The 19,201-nt window shown below is 54.0% G+C and carries 24 protein-coding genes; 19 read left to right on the top strand and 5 right to left on the bottom strand.

Annotated features, from left to right (window positions below; all coding sequences use genetic code 11):
• Window positions 1-130 precede the first annotated feature (130 nt).
• The 13 genes from EVJ26_RS14410 (at window position 131) to EVJ26_RS05870 (ending at window position 9,344) form a co-directional block, all read left to right on the top strand.
• On the top strand, window positions 131-301 hold the full coding sequence (locus tag EVJ26_RS14410) for a hypothetical protein (protein ID WP_161567606.1): 171 nt from the start codon (window positions 131-133) through the stop codon (window positions 299-301).
• A gap of 32 nt (window positions 302-333) precedes the next feature.
• Window positions 334-825, top strand: a complete 492-nt coding sequence (locus EVJ26_RS05925) for a hypothetical protein (RefSeq protein WP_131470062.1) — start codon at window positions 334-336, stop codon at window positions 823-825.
• Window positions 826-1,117: 292 nt separating this feature from the next.
• Complete coding sequence (locus EVJ26_RS05920; RefSeq protein WP_131470061.1) at window positions 1,118-2,008, top strand: GNAT family N-acetyltransferase; 891 nt, start codon at window positions 1,118-1,120, stop codon at window positions 2,006-2,008.
• 35 nt (window positions 2,009-2,043) lie between these two features.
• Window positions 2,044-2,694: an SIMPL domain-containing protein gene (locus EVJ26_RS05915; RefSeq protein WP_131469159.1), complete on the top strand. Its 651-nt coding sequence runs from the start codon at window positions 2,044-2,046 to the stop codon at window positions 2,692-2,694.
• A complete protein-coding gene (locus tag EVJ26_RS05910; RefSeq protein WP_131470060.1) occupies window positions 2,691-3,113 on the top strand; it encodes a hypothetical protein in 423 nt (140 codons plus the stop codon). The genes EVJ26_RS05915 and EVJ26_RS05910 overlap by 4 nt, the downstream gene beginning before the upstream one ends.
• A complete protein-coding gene (locus EVJ26_RS05905) occupies window positions 3,110-4,009 on the top strand; it encodes an SWIM zinc finger family protein (protein ID WP_131470059.1) in 900 nt (299 codons plus the stop codon). Before EVJ26_RS05910 ends, EVJ26_RS05905 begins: the two co-directional genes overlap by 4 nt.
• Window positions 4,010-4,081: 72 nt before the next feature.
• On the top strand, window positions 4,082-4,552 hold the full coding sequence (locus tag EVJ26_RS05900; protein ID WP_236635511.1) for a flavodoxin family protein: 471 nt from the start codon (window positions 4,082-4,084) through the stop codon (window positions 4,550-4,552).
• A gap of 112 nt (window positions 4,553-4,664) precedes the next feature.
• Window positions 4,665-5,066, top strand: a complete 402-nt coding sequence (locus EVJ26_RS05895; protein ID WP_131469155.1) for a hypothetical protein — start codon at window positions 4,665-4,667, stop codon at window positions 5,064-5,066.
• A gap of 82 nt (window positions 5,067-5,148) precedes the next feature.
• Window positions 5,149-6,261, top strand: a complete 1,113-nt coding sequence (locus tag EVJ26_RS05890) for a M14 family metallopeptidase (RefSeq protein WP_131456582.1) — start codon at window positions 5,149-5,151, stop codon at window positions 6,259-6,261.
• A gap of 91 nt (window positions 6,262-6,352) precedes the next feature.
• Window positions 6,353-7,153, top strand: a complete 801-nt coding sequence (locus EVJ26_RS05885; RefSeq protein WP_131456584.1) for an alpha/beta fold hydrolase — start codon at window positions 6,353-6,355, stop codon at window positions 7,151-7,153.
• Between the two features lie 272 nt (window positions 7,154-7,425).
• Complete coding sequence (locus EVJ26_RS05880; RefSeq protein WP_016510664.1) at window positions 7,426-7,854, top strand: CBS domain-containing protein; 429 nt, start codon at window positions 7,426-7,428, stop codon at window positions 7,852-7,854.
• A gap of 99 nt (window positions 7,855-7,953) precedes the next feature.
• On the top strand, window positions 7,954-8,457 hold the full coding sequence (locus tag EVJ26_RS05875) for a cupin domain-containing protein (protein ID WP_131469153.1): 504 nt from the start codon (window positions 7,954-7,956) through the stop codon (window positions 8,455-8,457).
• On the top strand, window positions 8,454-9,344 hold the full coding sequence (locus EVJ26_RS05870) for an aldo/keto reductase (RefSeq protein ID WP_131456586.1): 891 nt from the start codon (window positions 8,454-8,456) through the stop codon (window positions 9,342-9,344). The genes EVJ26_RS05875 and EVJ26_RS05870 overlap by 4 nt, the downstream gene beginning before the upstream one ends.
• A 44-nt stretch (window positions 9,345-9,388) precedes the next feature.
• Here EVJ26_RS05870 and EVJ26_RS05865 read toward each other — a convergent pair whose 3' ends face one another.
• Window positions 9,389-11,083, bottom strand: coding sequence for a M3 family oligoendopeptidase (locus tag EVJ26_RS05865; RefSeq protein WP_131470057.1), 1,695 nt, complete (start codon window positions 11,081-11,083; stop codon window positions 9,389-9,391).
• 206 nt (window positions 11,084-11,289) lie between these two features.
• Between EVJ26_RS05865 and EVJ26_RS05860 the strand changes: the two genes are divergently transcribed.
• Both EVJ26_RS05860 and EVJ26_RS05855 read left to right on the top strand, forming a co-directional pair.
• Window positions 11,290-11,790, top strand: coding sequence for a PTS sugar transporter subunit IIA (locus EVJ26_RS05860; protein WP_070328619.1), 501 nt, complete (start codon window positions 11,290-11,292; stop codon window positions 11,788-11,790).
• An 89-nt stretch (window positions 11,791-11,879) separates the two neighbouring features.
• Complete coding sequence (locus EVJ26_RS05855) at window positions 11,880-12,479, top strand: helix-turn-helix domain-containing protein (RefSeq protein WP_016509316.1); 600 nt, start codon at window positions 11,880-11,882, stop codon at window positions 12,477-12,479.
• Between the two features lie 43 nt (window positions 12,480-12,522).
• Here the strand turns inward: EVJ26_RS05855 and EVJ26_RS05850 are convergent, their stop codons facing one another.
• The 3 genes from EVJ26_RS05850 to EVJ26_RS05840 all read right to left on the bottom strand — a co-directional run bounded on the left by EVJ26_RS05850 (window position 12,523) and on the right by EVJ26_RS05840 (window position 15,085).
• Window positions 12,523-12,948 (bottom strand): hypothetical protein, encoded by a 426-nt coding sequence (locus EVJ26_RS05850; RefSeq protein ID WP_070328620.1) that lies wholly within the window; start codon window positions 12,946-12,948, stop codon window positions 12,523-12,525.
• A 63-nt stretch (window positions 12,949-13,011) separates the two neighbouring features.
• The gene (locus EVJ26_RS05845; protein WP_131470056.1) at window positions 13,012-14,205 is read right to left on the bottom strand and encodes an ABC transporter permease; all 1,194 of its coding nucleotides are present in this window, start codon (window positions 14,203-14,205) and stop codon (window positions 13,012-13,014) included.
• Window positions 14,195-15,085 (bottom strand): ABC transporter ATP-binding protein, encoded by an 891-nt coding sequence (locus EVJ26_RS05840; RefSeq protein ID WP_131470055.1) that lies wholly within the window; start codon window positions 15,083-15,085, stop codon window positions 14,195-14,197. The genes EVJ26_RS05845 and EVJ26_RS05840 overlap by 11 nt, the downstream gene beginning before the upstream one ends.
• 120 nt (window positions 15,086-15,205) lie before the next feature.
• Between EVJ26_RS05840 and EVJ26_RS05835 the strand changes: the two genes are divergently transcribed.
• Together EVJ26_RS05835 and EVJ26_RS05830 are read left to right on the top strand one after the other, a co-directional pair.
• Window positions 15,206-16,150, top strand: a complete 945-nt coding sequence (locus tag EVJ26_RS05835; protein WP_131470053.1) for a VOC family protein — start codon at window positions 15,206-15,208, stop codon at window positions 16,148-16,150.
• Window positions 16,147-16,746, top strand: a complete 600-nt coding sequence (locus tag EVJ26_RS05830; protein WP_070328624.1) for an alpha/beta hydrolase — start codon at window positions 16,147-16,149, stop codon at window positions 16,744-16,746. Before EVJ26_RS05835 ends, EVJ26_RS05830 begins: the two co-directional genes overlap by 4 nt.
• A gap of 5 nt (window positions 16,747-16,751) precedes the next feature.
• On the opposite strand, the gene EVJ26_RS05825 is transcribed toward EVJ26_RS05830, so the two are convergent.
• Window positions 16,752-17,240 (bottom strand): restriction endonuclease subunit S domain-containing protein, encoded by a 489-nt coding sequence (locus EVJ26_RS05825; RefSeq protein WP_070328625.1) that lies wholly within the window; start codon window positions 17,238-17,240, stop codon window positions 16,752-16,754.
• 250 nt (window positions 17,241-17,490) lie between these two features.
• On the opposite strand from EVJ26_RS05825, the gene EVJ26_RS05820 reads away from it, so the two are divergent.
• Entirely contained in the window at window positions 17,491-18,042 is a 552-nt protein-coding gene (locus EVJ26_RS05820; RefSeq protein ID WP_131456598.1) for a hypothetical protein, read from the top strand.
• 94 nt (window positions 18,043-18,136) lie between these two features.
• On the top strand, window positions 18,137-19,192 hold the full coding sequence (locus EVJ26_RS05815; RefSeq protein ID WP_131456600.1) for an acyltransferase family protein: 1,056 nt from the start codon (window positions 18,137-18,139) through the stop codon (window positions 19,190-19,192).
• The last annotated feature ends 9 nt before the right edge of the window (window positions 19,193-19,201 follow it).

Below are 19,201 nucleotides of genomic sequence, written 5' to 3'. Positions count from 1 at the left end.
TTGAAGGGATTCAGTGTATGCTGGGTCCCTTTCTTGTATGCAAAACAGCAAAAGGAAATGGAATGTAGGAAATGAAACGTTTGATCAGGTTGATTCGTATGAAGTAAATTGAAGGAAGGGGAGGGTGAAAATGAACGAATGGCGCGAATCAGCAGTCGGACTTGGCCTTATTTTCGGAACGGCTGCCGGGATGATCATCTCTCTATTATTCGATTTTACAGTTGCATACGGGATTGTTGTCGGCTCGATAATCGGCTATTTGATTGGACTCATCATTTCCATTCGCGCGATGAAACAATGACTATGATGATATAAGAGTGGGAGGCAAATAACATGAGTGAATTTCAATTTATGACGAGCGATAGACCGCTAAAAGAAGTCGAAAATCCATATATCGAATTCTTATCCATCAACGAGGCCATCAAAAAAGGTGTCGTGTTGCCTGAAATGCTCACGGATGATGAAGAACTCGATCGTGACGAAAAGATTTTGATGCATGTCGATTCTGAAGAGCACCTCGACGAAATCGAAATCAAACGAGACCTCTATTATGCAGAGGAAAACGTCGAGGCGTACTCGAAAAAACCGCACGTCGCTGAATTGCGTTGGCGCTACACCGAAACGAGAGCCCAGCAACTCGTTGACTACATCACCGACCACCTGAAGACGGCGGACAAAGTCGAGATTTGGAAAGTGTGGGTCGATGAACAGACGGAGCCGAGCGTTCGTTCGATCACGCTCGACGAGTTGACGATTGATGAGTTGCGATTTTTAGGTGATGCCGGGTTTGAGCGACCAGAGTGTCTCCTTGTCGTCAAATCGTGACATTTTCGCAAAATGCTTGTAGATTTGCCGGACGTGGCATCACGTCCGGTTTTTTGTCTCCTTTTGAAAAAAACTGCTACATAACAAGAGAATGGTTGGAGCGGGAATGGGGACACGATTATTCGGTTGCTCACTCTTTTCATTTCTTGTACGAACTGACCGATGTCAAGTGGGCGGTTAGTGCGATGCCATCGTGAAGGAGGTTTCGAAGTCGCTGGCGAATTGTAGCAACATCACGTATTGGCAGGGACTGGATGCTGTTCAGTGAAAGCTTTACAGAGGGGGTGGCACAGTGATCTCATTTCGACCGTATTCACATGAGCCTTATGTGTCGGAGGATGCTGTAAAAGTAAGAGACTTTCTCATCAGAATCAATGCGACGGAGCTGCAGGCACCACGTCTTTTATGGGGGGCGTGGGACTGGGCGGTGAACCATGCGCTTCGTGATCAAGAACATGTGCATCGGATTGGCATGTGGGAAGATGATGGGCGCCTTGTCGCCCTGGCGACGTATGAGCTCAATTTAGGGGAAGCGATTTTGGTCGTAGAGAAAGGGTACGACGCATTGAAACCTGAACTCGTTGCCTATGCGGTCGAGCGGTTGCATAGTCACGGTGATTTGCGACTATTGTTACCGGATGAGGATGAGTGTCTGCAACTTGCCGCCTTAGAGACAGGATTTCGACCGACGAGACAAATCGAGCGGTTCGCGAAAATTCACGTTTCCCGGATAAGTAAGGAGTCGTTGCCGCACGGGTTCTCCTACGTATCTCTCGCGGATGAATGGGATTGGCGACAATACAACCAAGTGATGTGGCGTGGCTTTGACCATGACGGGAATGCGCCGGATGATGCCGCGACCATCGCCGGACGGAAAAAAATGTTGTCGAGTCCTGCGATTCTACCCGAACTGATCCTTGCCATTGCCTCACCTGAGGGGAAGTATGTGGCACATTGTGGTGTCTGGTATCGCCCGGGTGATCGCTATAGTTACGTCGAACCGGTCGTGACGGACCCGACATACCGGGGGAAAGGCTTTGGGAAGTCGGTCGTCTATGAGGCGATCATACGGAGCGGGAAACTAGGGGCAGAACAGGCGATTGTCGCTTCAGACCAGATGTTTTATTACAGCATCGGCTTCGTTCCGTTTCGGACGATGACGCAATGGCAATTGCACAATTAAGCGACTTGGGATAGAGAGAAAGGGGAGAATGAAACATGGAACGCACCATCACAGTCAAAGGAACGGGAAAAGTATCGGCCAAGCCAGACTTGATTGTCGTGAAAATGGAGTTGACCTCGAAGGCCGTGCGTTACGAGGAGACGATGAACGAGGCGGCGACGGCCGTGGCGCGTCTGCAAAAGGTGCTTGGACAGGCCGGCTTCGATAAGACCGCTCTAAAGACGACCGACTTCTCGATCGATACAGACTATGAAAGTTACCGTGACGAGGACGGAAATTATAAATCTCGTTTCCGTGGCTATGTGTGTGAGCAACGAACAAAACTTGAGTTTGACCTCGACACGAAACGCTTGTCTGACGTCATTCAAAGCGTCACGAATTCAATGGCAGATCCGAAACTGTCCATCAAGTTCACAATTAAAGATTCAGATGTGGTTAGCGATGCACTCCTCGCCAGCGCGGCGGAGAGTGCGTTGCATCGGGCTGAATTGTTGACGAAAGCGGCCGGTGCGAGGCTTGGGGAATTGAAACGGATTGACTATACGTGGGGCGAGCTCCATCTTTACTCGCCAACGAATTTAGTATTCCATGAAGAGGTGTTCCATTCACAGGCGTCGATGCCAGAGCTTCAGCCGGACGATATCGATTTGAGCGATACGGCGACGTTCGTCTGGGCAATCGAATGAAACGATTCGTCTGGATGGTGGTGTTGCTGCTGTCCGTCTCACTGTCGGTCCATGCCTTGTCATGGGCGTACGCGTTCGTCGTCTTGGACGGACGGGTGTATGAAGTGACGGACGAAGTCGTCGCCGAGGCGGATCTTGGTGAGGTCGTCGGCGAGGTCGAGGCGTTGGCTGACGATATGACCGGCGACTATTACGGCGACGCCTCGAACATGTATCCGATCGGAACAGAATATCGTCAAGTGGAAGGGGAGTCGGTCGAAGACGTGCTCGCGGTCGAGGACGGTACTGAGTGGAAGCGGGCCGAATTCGTCCATGAAGCACCGTTTGACAGCCGAAATCATCTAGACGTAATCGCCTATGCCGCCATCGGCTTGGGAATCGCGGTATTTTTGGGCACTAGGCTGAGGAAACGTCGATGAACTTATATAATTTTGAGGAACAGATTTCGAATCGAATTTTAGAGCGTGGCTACGAGTATTGGCTCGAAGACCGGGTGTTCATTGAATCGGAACAAGACTCGACGTATCATCTCACTGCGGAAGGGACGGCTGAGTACGAAGTCGTCATCACTTTGTCGGGCGTCGATATTATCGAGTCGTCTTGTGATTGTCCATATTCGAAAGGTCGATGTAAACATGAGGTCGCCGCGTACTTTGTGTTGCGTGAGGAAGTCATGGCACCCTCAAAGATTGATTTGAAACAACAGCTTCAACAGCTGGAAAAGCAGGAACTCGTCAACATCTTGATGGGTCTGGCAAACGATTCGCAACTTTATCCGCGGATCGCACGTGCATTTGAGGTACGTCCGCCGTCGTTTGACCAAGCCATTAAAGAAATGAGGTGGCGTTTCAGTGAGGTGTTTCCAATGCTCGAACTTGATTACACGTCGCTTTCGAGATTTCAATCCTTTGTCGATGCTAGGACGAGTGATGTGCTCATTGTCCAAACTCCGGAGACACGCTTGAAGCAAGGAATCGCATTGATGATCGGGATGTCAGACTATGAATTTGAAGAGTTGACCGAGATGAGTTGGGAGACTGCGAACGAGCTCGATCCTTCAATCTGCTCTGCCATCAATGCGTTATCCAATGATACGGTCCTTCTTGAATTGTTAGACGTATTGAAGTCAGTGGAGACATGGAGTTGGGCAGACTTGCACATAGAGATTCTAAAAGCACTCGTGTTTGCGATGACAGAGGGTTTAGATGTCTTGTACGCATATATCAAGACGTATCGGGATACCGAGGCGGATGACCATGAAGTCGAGAATATTGAAGCGCTTCTTCGGATTATAGAGAAAAGAATGGATACATGATGAGCGGTCCATCATTAAGGGAATAGTCCCATGTAGACATAAGAAAGTTTTCGCTTAATGGAGGGATACGTCATGAAAATCCTCATCACTTTTGACTCGATGTACGGATGCACAGAAAAAGTCGCCCACGCCATCAAAGACGGATTCGGCGAGCTTCATCAAGTCGAGGCGGTTCACATCAGTCATATCGGCTACGGGGATCTCGCCAACCTCGATTTACTCGTCGTCGGATCACCGACACACGGCGGACGCGAGACCGAGGACGTGAAGACGTTTCTCGACGGACTGTCAGATCACGCGCTCCGCGGAGTGCGGGCCGCAGCGTTCGATACGAGCATGGCCGAAGAAGACCAAGGCTTTTTCGTCGGGAAGATCGTCAAATGGTTCGGCCACGCCGCGACCCGGATCGAACGGGCGCTTACGGAAAAAGGAGCAGAGCCGGTGCTTCAAGAATCATTCCTCGTCCTCGACAAAGAAGGACCGCTCAAAGATGGAGAGCTCGAGCGGGCCCGTGACTGGGCGAGCCATCTGTTCGATAAGTGAACGAAGACGCGTTCCTGATGGGATGCGTTTTTTGTTGTATCATGTGACCGAACAGCACGAGAAACGGGTAAATACAAGTGTAGCTCTTTTTCTAAAGAATGGAGGGAGAAGGATGAAAAAATGGGAACGAGATGTGCTTGTCGGGTGGATCGTCGTCTTGCTTGTGTTGATCGCCCATTACGCGATCACCGTGTCGCTCGGCAACACCTATTTTGCCGAATCGACGTTGAATCGGATGCTCTGGTTCAGTAGCTTCCCGGCCTTTTTGATCGCGTTTATCGCAGCACTCTTCCAAAAAACGAACACGATCACCCTTGCCGTCCGGCGCGCCGTCATTTGGACAGCCGAGCTCGTCGTCGGGTTTTCAGTTGTCGCCTTGTTCTTCCGCGCGTTCGAACCGTTGTTCGCAAGCCCCGGTGCGTATTGGCTGTTCGGTGCCGTCTTGCTCGCCCCGCTCGTCTACTTGTTTGCGTTCCGCCGCCAAGACCGCAGCACGAAAGCCGGAGCCCATTAATCGAAACGCCTTCCTCGGGAGGCGTTTTTAGCTTGCCTCGAAATGGGAAAGGGGTACAGAAGACATGAATGGAGGGAATCATATGAGTACTTATTTTTCATCATCTTACGACGAGTCGCGCGAGAGGTTTCTCGATTTGCTCGACACCGTCAAACAATACTACCCGAGCGCGCGGACGATGTCGCATTCAATCGGGGAAGATACAATCGACGTGATCATCGGCGAACCGGCCGGGTCACGTGAGGCGATGCTGCTCATGACGATCGGCGAGCATGGGATCGAAGGCTACGCCGGTGCGGCCGTGACGCAGCAATTCATCGAGACACAGCTCGGCAACGTCCGCCATGACGTGACAGGTGTCTGCTTCATCCATGCGGTCAACCCATGGGGGATGAAACATTTCCGGCGCGTCAACGAACATAACGTCGATTTGAATCGAAACTACGTCGTCGACCGGGAATCGCTGCCGCGAAACGTCAATAAAGAGTATGAGGTGATGCGCCACTTGTTCGTCCCGGACGGTGTCATCGACGACTATCACGAGGCGCGCGAACACATTTATTCGTTCCTCGGCTCTGGCATCAAGCTCGACGGGTTCGACGCGATGAACGAGGCGAAAGGGATGGGCCAGTACCAATTCCCGAAAGGCGTCTATTATGGCGGGGACGCCGACGAACCGTCCGCCGTCTTCATGAAAGAGATCCAGCACGATCTTCTCGACCGTTACGACCGGGTCGTCCATATGGACTGGCACACCGCGCTCGGGCCGACGAACGAAGTGACGATGCTCGTCAGCGAGCGGGACGGACGCAGCGCCGAGCAGTTAAAACAGACGTATGGGTTGAAGAACATCAAGACGTACAATCCGGATGACGTGCTTGGCGACTCGACGAACCATTTCTATTACGTCCGCGACACGCAGTATCCGGACAAGCAGCTCGTCTCGGCCTTGTTCGAATTCGGGACGTTCGGCACGTCGACGAAAGCGCTGATCCGTGAATTTTTGACGATCATTTTAGAGAATCGTCTCTATTTCGAAGGCACGAAAGACCCGGAGGCACGCAACGGCATCAAAAAAGAATTCATGGCCATGTTCTACCCGGAAGATGAGACGTGGAAGACGTCCGTGTTACGAGAAGGCGCGCAAGCGGTCGAGCATATCTTGAAGGCCGAATCGCTCTGGCGCGATGGTTGACAGGTTTTCAGTTCGCTCAAACGGGAACAGATGGGTTGTGGGCAAACGTACGGCGCACAACGCTCAACAATACGATTGGGGGTTTTGAATGATGGGGAATTACATTACAGCACATGACGGGACGTCTATTTTTGTCGAGGACGTCGGAACGGGCGACGCGGTCGTCTTCTTGCACGGCTGGCCGGCGAACAACAACATGTTCGAGTATCAGAAGAACGCGCTCTTGGAGGCGGGCTATCGCTACGTCGGCATCGATTACCGCGGTTACGGGAAGTCGGACGCACCGGCTACGGGCTATGACTACGAGACGATGGCGTCTGACGTGAACATGGTCGTCAACGGCCTCGGTGTCAAAGATTTCACACTCGTCGGCTTCTCGATGGGTGGGGCGATCGCGATCCGTTATGCGGTCGATTATCCGGACGGTGGTTTGAAAAAACTCATCCTCGCCGGCGCGGCGGCACCGGTGTTCACGCAACGGCCGGACTATCCGTACGGGATGACAAAGGAAGAAGTCGACGCCTTGATCGAAGATACGATGAAAGACCGGCCGAAGATGCTCGAAGGGTTCGGCGAGATTTTCTTCGAGAAAGAACACTCGAAACCGACGCAAAACTGGTTCCACAGCTTGTCGCTCATCGCCTCGAGCCACGGGACGATCGCCTCGGCGAAAGCGCTCCGCGACGAGGACCTTCGTGAAGACTTGCCGAAAGTCGGCGTCGAGACGCTGATCATTCATGGCGTGCACGACAAAGTCTGTCCGTTCGAGTTTGCCCTAGAGATGGAAAAAGGCATCCCGAACGCGCGCATCGAGCGTTTCGAGGAGAGCGGTCACGGTACCGTGCTCGATGAGATGGAGAAGTTCAATCAAACGATGTTACATTTTATCTGATTAGACGAGACGCCTTGATCGAAAGGCGTCTTTTTTAATGGACTCGGATGGGTAGAATTGATGCGTACAGGGTATAAATAATTGGAGTTACTTTCCAGTTTTCTGTTGATGACGTGTCACGCCGGTCCTGTTCTTGTAAAGGACTTTTTTCTGTGACAGCAACTGATGAAAGGAGGGTGAAATAATTGTGGGGTGTGGTCAACTATTGCGGTCAACCCTATGATTCATGGTACAATAGCGTGGTGGATTAACAGATTGAGGAGAGATTATATATGAACATCGCTTTCTTTTTATATCCGAAAGAAGACGTCAAATATTTAGACCCGGAGTCGACGGTGCGGCAAGCGCTCGAGAAGATGAAGCATCATCGCTTCACCTCGGTGCCGCTCGTATCCGAGAATGGCTTTTACGCCGGTACGATGACGGAAGGAGATTTACTGTGGGCACTCGCCGAACAACTTCGCGGGGAAGAAGATTACGAGAAAGTGCTCCGGACTCGCCTGAAAGACATCAAACAACGCATACGCTATAAACCGGTATCGATCACGGCGCAAATCGAGGAGCTCGTCGATGCGATCACCGACCAAAACTTCGTGCCTGTCGTCGATGACGGCAAGTATTTCATCGGCATCATCCGACGCCGTGACATCATCGAGTACTACTCGACGAAGTTGAAACAGCTCGAGAGCGAAGTACGCTAACTCAGTGGCTCGGCCCTTATTAAAGGGTCGGGTCATTTTTTTGTGTCGATTATATCCTCTATAAGTCGGGTACAGTGTCAGAGACAAGGAGGCGATCACATGGACATGTCCACATATCGGTTTAAAGATGACGGCTCGATACCGAACAACCCGTATTACCCGGTGCTGTTATACCGACGCGTGTTCGATGAGGCGGACGGCATCCAGGCGACGTTCGAGCATAACGGTTGGGGCAACAGTTGGGTGAACGGCGTGTTCGACTATCACCACTATCACAGCAACACGCACGAGGTGCTCGGGGTGAGGTCAGGCCGTGCGACCGTTCAACTCGGCGGCGCGACCGGCGATCTCGTCTCGTTGAATGCGGGTGACGTGTTGATCCTGCCGGCAGGGACGGGACACCGTCGACTCGAGGCGAGCGATGACTTCGAAATCGTTGGGGCGTATCCGGAAGGACGCGACTATGACACGTTGACGGGCAAGCCGGAAGAACGCCCGGACAACGTCCATCGAATCGAACGCGTCGACAAACCGGCGACCGATCCCGTCTTCGGGACGACAGGGCCGTTGCACGATCAATGGATCAAGGAGGAAACAACATGAACCGAATTCCACACACACTGATTTTGGCGGCATTGAAACAACACGTGGTCAAATTGCCGGACGGGCGCGAGATGCGTGCCCTCGGTCAAGGCACGTGGCGCATGGGCGATGACGCATCAAAACATGACGCGGAGATCGAGGCGTTACAGACAGGTCTCGACTGCGGATTACACGTCATCGACACGGCCGAGATGTACGGGGAAGGCAAGTCGGAGACACTCGTCGGGGAAGCGATCCAAGACCGTCGCGAGGACGTCTTCCTCGTCTCGAAAGTGTATCCACATAACGCGGGGGGCGATAAGCTCGTGCAGGCGTGCGACGCGACGCTCGAACGGCTCGGCACCGACTATCTCGACCTTTACTTGTTGCATTGGCGCGGCGACATCCCGCTCAAGGAGACGGTCGACGGGCTCGAACAGTTGAAAGCAGACGGGAAGATCCGGGCGTGGGGCGTCTCAAACTTTGACGTCGACGACATGAAAGAACTGCTCGCCTTGCCGAACGGGAAGCATTGCGCGGTCAATCAAGTGCTGTATCATCTCGGCAGCCGCGGCATCGAGCACGACTTGTTGCCGTTCCTAGAAGAGCAGCGCATCCCGGTGATGGCCTATTCGCCGCTCGCCGAAGGCAGCGACGTGAAAGAGAAGATCTTCAACGACGAGACGGTGAAACGGATCGCTGAGGCGTATCATGCGTCGGTGGCTCAAATCCTGCTTGCGTGGACGGTCCGGAGCGGCAACGTCATCGCCATCCCGAAAGCGGGGCAGAAAGCGCACGTCGAAGAGAACGGGGCGGCGCTGCTCCTCAATCTGACTGAAGAAGATTTCAAAGCGCTCGACGAGGCGTTCCCGCCGCCGAGCGGGAAAGAACCGTTAGATGTGATTTGAGGACAAAAAGGGTGAGCCCATGCGGACTCACCCTTTTTCTATCTTCAGTTCGCTAACGGGTGCTTCAATAGATAGTCTTCAATCTGTCCGAGCGTTTCTTTTAACACACCGTCTTCGAACGGTGACTTGAGTCCGGCCAGTTCGACGAGCTCGAGGAACGAGCGGCTGCCGCCGGCCTGACAGAGTGTGAGGTAATCGCTCCACGCCGACTCACGGTCCTCATGCATGCGCACCCAGAACTGGAAGGCACAAACTTGGGCGAGCGTGTAGTCGATATAGTAGAACGGGCTCTGGAAGATGTGGCCTTGTTGATGCCACCATGCGCCCGACTCGAGGTAGTCGTTCGTCTCGTAGTCGCGGTGCGGCAAGTACACCTTCTCAAGGTCACGCCACGCCTGACGACGTTCTTCTGCCGTCATGTCGGGCTTCCGGTAGACGATGTGCTGGAACTCGTCGACGAGGACGCCGTACGGGAGGAACGTGACGCTTCCGGCCAAGTGGTTGAACTTGTACTTGTCGACCTGGTCGCCGAAGAACAGCTCCATCCACGGCCAGCAGAAGAACTCCATCGACATCGAGTGGATCTCACACGCCTCGTACGTCGGGAACGCGTATTCCGGTGTCGTCAAATGACGGCTCTCATATACTTGGAAGGCGTGACCGACCTCGTGCGTGAGCACGTCGATGTCGCCGGCCGTGCCGTTGAAGTTCGAGAAGATGAACGGGAGACCTTCAGACGGTAAGTACGTGCAGTAACCGCCGCCGGCTTTGCCGGGCTTCGCCGTAAGATCGAGGGCGCCGCGCTCTTGCATGTACTGGAAGAACTCGTCCGTTTCGCCCGAGAGCTCACGGTACATCTTGTTGCCGCCCTCGATGATGAACGACTCGTCGCCTTGCGGTGTCGCGTTGCCGTCCGGGAAGACGAACGATTCGTCATAGTAACGGAGCGTATCGACGGCGATGCGTTTCGCTTGCTTGTCTTTTAACGTCGTCGCGAGCGGGACGATGACGTCGCGCACTTGTTTACGGAAGTTGTCGACCATCGACTCATCATAGCCGACGCGTTGCATCCGGGCGTAGCCGAGTTCGACGAACGACGGGAAGTCGAGCGTGTGCGCGATCTCGGTCCGGACGCGGACGAGTTCGCCATAGATGCGGTCGAGCTCGTCACCGTTGTCGGCGAGGTATGTATAACGCGCCTCGGACGCCGCTTTTCGTACCGACCGGTCGGGTGACTGTAAGTATGGGCCGAACTGTGACAAGTTGAGCGTCTTGCCATCGAACTCGATCTGTGCGGCCGACATCACTTTTTGATAGCTCGTCGCGAGTCGGTTCTCTTCTTGCAGTTTCGGGATGAGCGACTCGTCGAACGTTTTGAGTGCCCGTTCCGCGAGTTCGAACAATTGGCTGCCCCATTCCGCTTCGAGCTGGCTGCGGAGGTCGTGCTCCGTCAAGACGCGATAGTACGCCTGGACTTCTTTCTCGTAGACCGGCAACGCGTCGTCAAAGAACGTCTGCTCGGCTTCGTAGAACGCATCGCGTGTATCGATCGAGTGGCGGATCGCGACGAGCTGACTTTGCGTCTCGAACGCGTTCCGTTCCTGGTTGATTTGGCGAATCAATTCGTTCGCCTCTTCGAGCGTGCTCGCTTGCTGCAATTCGACTGAATAGTCCGACAATCGGCTGTTTAAAGCGTCCACGTCGGGCCGTTCGTATGACAATTTTGTGAAAGTCGTCATTGTAAGCGCCTCCATCATGTGAAATTTTTATAAAGTGTAAAAAGGGCTTGCAAAAGCGATTGCACACTCGTATTCTTACGATGTGTAAACGAATTCGCACTACCTTGATACAACTATACCGTGAATAGGGTAGGGATTGAAGTAATAGCTTTTCGGGTATAAAAGCTAAGACTTTGATTAACAGAACATGTTGGAGGGATTAAGCTATGGGATTCTTTAAAAAACTTTTTGGTGGTAAAGACGAGCAACTGAACGCGGTGTCACCACTTACAGGGAAAGTCATCGATATTACGAACGTGCCTGACCAAGTGTTCTCACAAAAAATGATGGGTGATGGCATCGCCATCGAACCGACAGACGGAAAAGTCGTGTCACCGGTCAACGGGACAATCGCGACGGTCTTCCCGACGAAACACGCGATCGGTATCAACGCGGACAACGGTGCGGAGTACTTGATCCACATCGGTCTCGACACGGTCAACCTTAAAGGTGAAGGCTTCGAGACGCACGTCACGGAAGGCCAAGCCGTCAAAGCAGGCGACCCGCTCGTCACGTTCGACCTTGACTTCATCAAAGCGAACGCACCGTCGACGATCACACCGATCATCATCACGAACCATGACAGCTTCGCTGTGAACAAACTTGTTGCTGAAGGCGACAACGTTACAGCCGGTTCATCTGAAGTCGTCGAGTTGACGAAAAAATAATTAATTCGACCACTTGCTCGGAAGCATGCGCTTCCGAGTATTTTTTTGTGGATTCGGGAACTATAATGGAAAAGAGGGGGTAGAATTCAATGGATGGTAAAAATGCACCGTACCGGGGTTATGGGGACCGGATCCGAATCTTGCGTGAGCGGACGGGTATCTCGATCGAGGCACTCGCCGAACAGATCGGTGTCGCTCCGTACTTTATTCGCCGGACCGAGCTCAGTGAAGTGTACCCGACGATGCCTTACATAGAGGCGCTCGCCGAGGCGCTGAAGATTGACGCGAACTACTTGGCACGGCACATTTGGACGGGGGAGTCCTTGAAGGTGCTCATGAAAGGCAAAGCCCCTGAACTCGAACAGATGAAGCTCGCCTATGAAGAAGCGATGCACGGGAAGTCGACAGAAGACATGCAGCATCAGCTCGAGACGCGCATGCGCATCTTCGACTTGATGCACGAAGAGGAACTGCGCCGCATCTTTGAAGAGGACGAGGAACCGACGTCGCACCACGCGTTAGAAGCGTTGGTCGATGCCGTGCTCGACCTCGGACGGACGCATGAGGCGACACATCGCATCGTCCCGTTCGCCCGCTACGTCGATCAGCTCGTCCCAGAACAGTTCGTCGATAACTCGTTCCAATATACGGAGTTTGGCATCGTCGATAAGTCGTATAAGTTGCAGTGAGCACAAAAAAGCAGCCGTTCTGCTCAGAACGGCTGCTTTTGATTTAACGCATTGGTCTTGCTTCATAACGCACTTTCGGTTTCGTCCCGGCAAGCAGGAAGCCGAGCACGATGTTGAGAATCGTGAGCACCCAGCCGATGTAACCGAACGTATAGGCGAGGCTCGCGAGCATCGTCTGCCAGTCGAGTAAGGAAGCGGCATCACCGCGAACGGTGAAGCGGATGATCGTGAATCCGACGAGTGTCGTCAGCGTGATCAAAATCCCGATCCACGCGCCGCCGAACCTTGACGTCTCAGAACGTCGACTGACCGGATACCAAAACGCGAGCGTTCCGAGGAACGTGCTGCCCGCGTATGCGAGCAAGATTTGCCACAACGCGTCGGCCTCTAAGAAGACGGTATAACAGATGAACGTCGTGAGCGTCGTCATGAATGTAAAGATCAAGGCTGCGAGTAATCGTGATCGCATAGTTCGTTTCCTCCTCATTTTGCACATTCTTTAGAGTATACGAAAACGAAAATGCTGTAAACGTTATTGGCGATTTTGTAATATTTGACGCCATTGTTTAATCGCGTTGTTCCCGTAGAACAGGACGCCGCCGCGATAGAACTTCGAACCGACCCAGAGAATGACACCGATCGAGCCGAGCATGATGCCGATCGACAAGGCGACTTCCCAGACCGGTACGTCGACGAGCATGACGCGGAGGAACATGAGCATTGGCGTGAAGAACGGGACGAACGACAAAATCGTGACGATCTGCGCGTCCGGATTATTCAACCCGAACATCGCGGCGAGGAAACCGGCGACGAGGAGCATGATGACCGGCATCGTCATCTGCTGCGACTCTTCGACACGGCTGACGAGCGAGCCGAGGACGGCGAACATGGCCGCATAGAGCAGATAGCCGAGCGTGAAGAACGTCAATAAGTAGATGACGGCCCGGGCGTTGCCGGCGTTGTCGATGACCGATTGGGCCATCTCATTGCTGCGGGCACTGAAGTAACCGAACCCGAGGAAGATGCCGATCTGTAACAGGGCGAGCGTACCGATCGCTGAGATCTTGGCGAGCATGTGCGTCACCGGATGCGTCGTCGAGATGATCAGTTCCATGACGCGCGACGACTTCTCGGTCGTCACTTCGGTCGAGATCATCGAACCGTACGTGATGATCGATACGTAAAGCAGCATGAGCATGATGTAGACGAACGCGAATGACGAGAACAGCTCTTCTGAGTTCTCGCCGCCACGGCCGAGGTAAGACTCCTCGATTGGGACCGGCTCGTTCAAGGCGGCGAGGACGGTCGGATCGATGTTCGACGTCTCGATCAGCTCGGCGTTGCGGACTTCGCGGAGCGCCGTCTGCAGGAGTGTCGTGAAATCGGGCTCAGGACGGTCGGACAAGACGCGGGCCGAAGCGCCGTCGGTGAAGGCGACGATCTCGTAGTCCCCGTTATCGAGCCCAACGCGCGCCTCGGCTTCGGTGATATCGGCCGATTCGACCCCTTCGTAACCGAGCGACTGCATGATTTCAGTCAGTTCGGCGTTTTGCGTGACGAGGAGCGCCTGGCCTTGATCGGTGTCCTCGAAGTTCGCGAGCAGGCGGTCGATGTTCGTGAAGCCGAGGATGAACACAATCGTCAAGATTGTCGAGATGAGGAACGCCTTCGACCGCAGTTTCGAGCGTAGCGTGAACGCGTACAATGGTTTGAAGTTATGAAACATGGCTGCCTACCTCCTTGATGAAGATGTCGTTGAGCGAGACGGGTTGGCGCATGAACGTCTTGACGGAAGCATCTGCTTGCACGAGGGCGCCGAGCACCGCGTCGCTGCCTTCGAACGAGTCGAGCCGGACGAGGTGACCGTTGCGATGAGGTTCGACCGCTTTGACGATCGGGAGTGCCGTGAGGACGTCGACGCGATCGGTCTCGATGAAGAGCACGGGCTCGGCGTAATGCGACTTGATTGTCGGGACATCGCCGCTGACGACGGCGCGGCCGCCTTTCAAGATGCCGATATGTTGGCACAGCTCTTCGACGTGCTCCATCCGGTGACTCGAGAAGACGATCGTCGTCCCTTCGTCGCGCAGGGCGAGCACTTCACGCTTCAAGATCTCGACGTTGACGGGATCGAGGCCGCTGAACGGCTCGTCTAAAATGAGCAGTTCTGGGTTGTGGAGCAGCGCCGCGATCAACTGAATCTTTTGCTGGTTTCCTTTTGACAGCTGTTCGACACGCATCAATTCGTACTGCGGGATCTCGAGTCGTTCGAGCCACGACTTGACGGCACGTTTCGCCTCAGTTGACTTCATGCCTTTCAGGCTGGCGAGAAAGACGAGCTGGTCGCGGACGGGCGACTTTGGATACAGGCCGCGCTCTTCCGGCAAATAGCCGACGATGCGGTGGTCGACGTTGCGTCCGTCCCAGCGAATCGTGCCGTCAGTCGGCTTTAAAATGTCTAAGATCATCCGGAACGTCGTCGTCTTGCCGGCACCGTTCGCCCCAAGCAGGCCGTACATCTCGCCACTAGGGACGTGAAAGCTCAAGTCGTCGACGGCCGTGAACTCCCCGAACTGCTTCGATACACGATCAATTTGTAAAGTCATATGTAAGTCCTCCCTATTTAGGTGTCTACTCTTAGCGTACGGCATTGTGAGCAAAAAGTTTCACTTTTTATCGAAAATGATTTATCTTGAAATCAAGATAATGAAAAAGGGGGATACGTCATGACGACGCACTCAGCAGGTATCCATCACATCTCGGCGATGGTGAAAGACCCGCAACGCACATTAGATTTTTACGGCAACGTCCTCGGTATCCGCTTCATCAAGCAGACGGTCAACTTCGACGACCCGGGTACGTACCACTTTTACTTTGGGGATGAAACCGGGACGCCGGGGACGGTCATCACGTTCTTCCCGATCCCGGGTATCGGGAAAGGCAGCGTCGGCAGCGGGCAGGTCGGTGTCACCGCGTATCTCGTACCAGTTGGCAGCCTCTTGTTTTGGGAGAGTCGCCTGCAAGCCCACGGTGTCGCGACGGTCGCGACCGAACGGTTCGGCGAGCCGTCACTGTTGTTCGAAGACCCGGACGGACTCGTCGTCGAGCTCGTCGCGCGGGCGAGCACGAAACAGACGGACTGGCTCGTGTCAGGTATCACGAAACAACAAGCGATCACCGGGTTCGCCGGGGCGACGCTCCTGTCGAAAGACCCGGAGGCGACGGTGCGGTTATTGACCGAGCTGTTTGGCTTCACGAAGACGGGGGAAGACTCGGAATGGGTCCGACTCGAGGGCGAGGCCGATTACGGCAACGTCATCGACGTCAAAAAGGCCGTCCTCCCGAACGGCGTGCCCGGTGCGGGGACGGTCCACCATATCGCCTGGCGCATCGCGGACGGCGACGAGTATACGACGTGGCAAGACGCGATCTTTGACCGCGGCCTCAGTCCGACCGAGGTGAGAGAGCGGCACTACTTCCGCTCGGTCTACTTCCATGACGAAGGACGCATCTTGCACGAGCTCGCGACCGACGCACCAGGGTTCCTCGTTGATGAAACGATCGACGAACTCGGTAGCGCGCTGAAGCTGCCGGACTGGCTCGAAGTCGACCGCGACAAGATCACACGAACGCTACCCATCATCACAATCCCGAGAGGAGACAGAATATGATTCATCAATTCATTAAAGGCACGACCGAGACGACGCTCGTCTTGTTGCACGGTACAGGCGGGACGGAGCAGGACTTGATCCCGCTCGCCCGTGAACTATCAACTGAAGTGAACATTCTCACGCTCCGGGGCGACGTCCTCGAGAACGGCATGTCCCGGTTCTTCCGCCGTCATGCGGAAGGCGTGTTAGACCTTGAAGATTTGAAGAAACAGACGGAGCGCTTCCTCACGTTTCTTGACGAGGCGGCAGCTAAATACGGCGTTGCCCGCGACAAGATGATCCCGCTCGGCTACTCGAACGGTGCCAACTTGATCGGATCGGCCTTATACCGGGACAACGCGTTCAAAGCGTCGCTCTTGTTCCATCCGATGGTACCGGACCGCTCGCTCACGCTCCCTGACTTGACGGGTGCGACCGTGTTCATCTCGGCCGGCGAGCGTGACCCGATTTGTCCGAAACAAGAAACAGAAGAGCTGACGTCGACGCTACGGGAAGCCGGAGCGGACGTCGAGCTCTTCTATCACGGGGGCGGGCACGAGCTGCGAATGGAGGAAGTCGAAGCAGCTCGGGCATGGGTTGTGCCGTTAATCGATTGAAACGGTCAGGCCATTTTCTTCGGTTTGGACGATCTCGAGTAGACGACGAGGACGCCACGATCAATCAAATAGGCAGCGAACATACGTTTCGCTTCTTCAGCACGAACGGTTCGGTCGATTTGGATGTACAGTCGGCCGAGCTTTTTTTGTGAGGTGCGGGTCAACAACCAGATCGAGTCGAGCGTGTATTGCCAGCTCCGGAGTGTGTCCGCCCCGACATACATGTACCGGTTCGACGTGCGCTCGAGCAGGTAGTTGAGCCACCAGACGTCACGGGCGAGCTTCATGACGACACCGGCCACGAACGAGATGCCAATCAGGAACAAGACTGAAGCGACCGGATGTAAGGCGTTGAACCGTTCACGGAGCGGTTCGAAAGCGATGATGAATAAACCGATCGTAAACGCGCCGATACTCCACCAAAATCCAAAGTTAGAGAACGAACGTTTCGGGTCATGGACCACGTGATGACGGTTACGGATGACAGAAGCCATTCTCCACACCTCCTTTATTAGAATATTCTGATTATTTAGTAAAACCACTATACTATACTCTACCCACTCTCGTCCATTTGAATACGCGCAAAACCTGCTCGCGCATGAAGATTTGTTAACGATTCGGCTTGCAAGCGGCAGATACGGGGAATGATGACAATGACGTCATCATTTTTTTGTTGAATCGTAATTTCATCGCTCGTAAAAATCGGCTATGATGGGAAAGGAAAAAAATGAAGTGGGTGGTCAGATGAAGAAGCTAAAAGTCGGCGAACTGCGTGCCGAGTTGAAGCGTTTCACTCAAGATGAGTTGATTGAGCTCGTCGTCGGCTTGTATAAACAGCACAACGATGTGAAGACGACGTTGAACCGATACTTCAACGAAGGGTTCGAACAAGAAGAGGTCCACCGACTCGTCGATGCCATCCAAAAGCTAGCCGAGCCGAATCCGCGGAATCTATTCAAATTCACTCAATTACGGGAAGGGGCGAAGTTTGTCAAAGAGGCGACCGCATTCACCGACCCGGTTGCGACAAACGTTGTGCGGGTCTTTTATCTAAACTATTTCGTCGAATATGTGGAAAGGCAGGCCGATGTGATTCATTCGGTCGCGCCGGGTGAGTTGAACGCTTATTTCACCGAATTCGATAAGCTGATGAAGACGTTACAAACAGAACCCGAGCTCGTCGTCTTCGGACTGACCGAAGAAGTCGATCATTTGTTCGAGCACGTCCCGGCTGAGGACAAGGCGGTCCTGCTCAAGTGGTGGGAGCGAAAGAAACGCCAACTTAACGAAACATGATCGGTGCAGGGAACGGCTGAAATCCGGGTCGTCGCTCAGAAGCGATACGCCAACATCAAAGAGGAAAAGCAACAGGAGAACTAGAGGGGACGCTATGCGAAATCATTGGTACGACAATATTAAAGGCGTACTCGTCTTGCTCGTCGTCTTCGGTCACTTGCTGACCGATGTGCGCGGTGCCTACGACGATTTACTGCCGAAGTGGGTTTATTTGTTCTTATATACGTTTCATATGCCGTTATTCATTATGCTGAGCGGTTACTTCTTCCGGGAGAACCGTTATTTGCGTGTCATCCAGCTGTTCGTCGCCTACGTGATCTGGCAAGTCATTCTCGGCTCGTGGTTCGCCTTCACGGAAGGGGTCCCGCTCTTGTCGCTCGAGAACCCGGGACTGAACGTGCTCAAGCCGTACTGGGCGCTCTGGTATTTGATGGCCATCGTCATCTGGTACGTCATCACGCCGTACGTGACCCAGTTGAAAGGGTATGTGCTCTATGCGCTGTTGTTCGCCCTGTTGTTCGGCTTCCAAGAAGAATCGACCGGGTTCTTCGCGCTCCGGAAAGTCATCATGTTCTATCCGTTCTTCTTGATCGGCAACTGGATGAGTGAGCGCAACACGATGAACTTCTTCGAGTTGCCGAAGCGGGCCGAGCAACGGAATCGCTACCGAATCGGCGGCGCGGTCGTCTTCACCGTGCTCACGCTCGGACTGCTCGCCTCGATGAGCTTTCAAAAAGAAGGCACGTTCTATCATGTCGGCAACTTGTTCAAGTTCCGGTTCGCCTACGAGACGGCGGTGCCGGAGGCGATTTGGAGCGGCCCGTTCGCTTTCTTGATCGTCTATACGGTGTCGACGCTCATGGCCGTCAGCTTCGCGCTCATCGTGCCGGGGCGTGAGTTGCCCGTGTTCACGCGGGCAGGGAAGTATAGTCTATACGTCTACTTGGTCCATGTGTTTTTAATCGTCGCCTGGAAGGCGTTCGTGCCGGCCGGATTCATGCCGACGTCATGGCAACAGTTGCTCGTCTTGTTCGGTGTCGCCTGCCTCATCGTCCTGCTCATCATCAGCCCGCCGGCCGTCCGGATGTTGAGGCCGCTCGTCGAGATCGACGTCCGCCGCGCGCAGGACGTGAAAGACCGAAAATCGTAAACCCTTTTC

The organism is Exiguobacterium sp. SH3S1 (assembly GCF_004337105.1).
In the GTDB taxonomy this organism is placed as follows: Bacteria; Bacillota; Bacilli; order Exiguobacteriales; family Exiguobacteriaceae; genus Exiguobacterium; species Exiguobacterium aurantiacum_A.
Note: the sequence above shows the minus strand (reverse complement) of the source record. Positions and strands in the feature narration are given on the sequence as shown.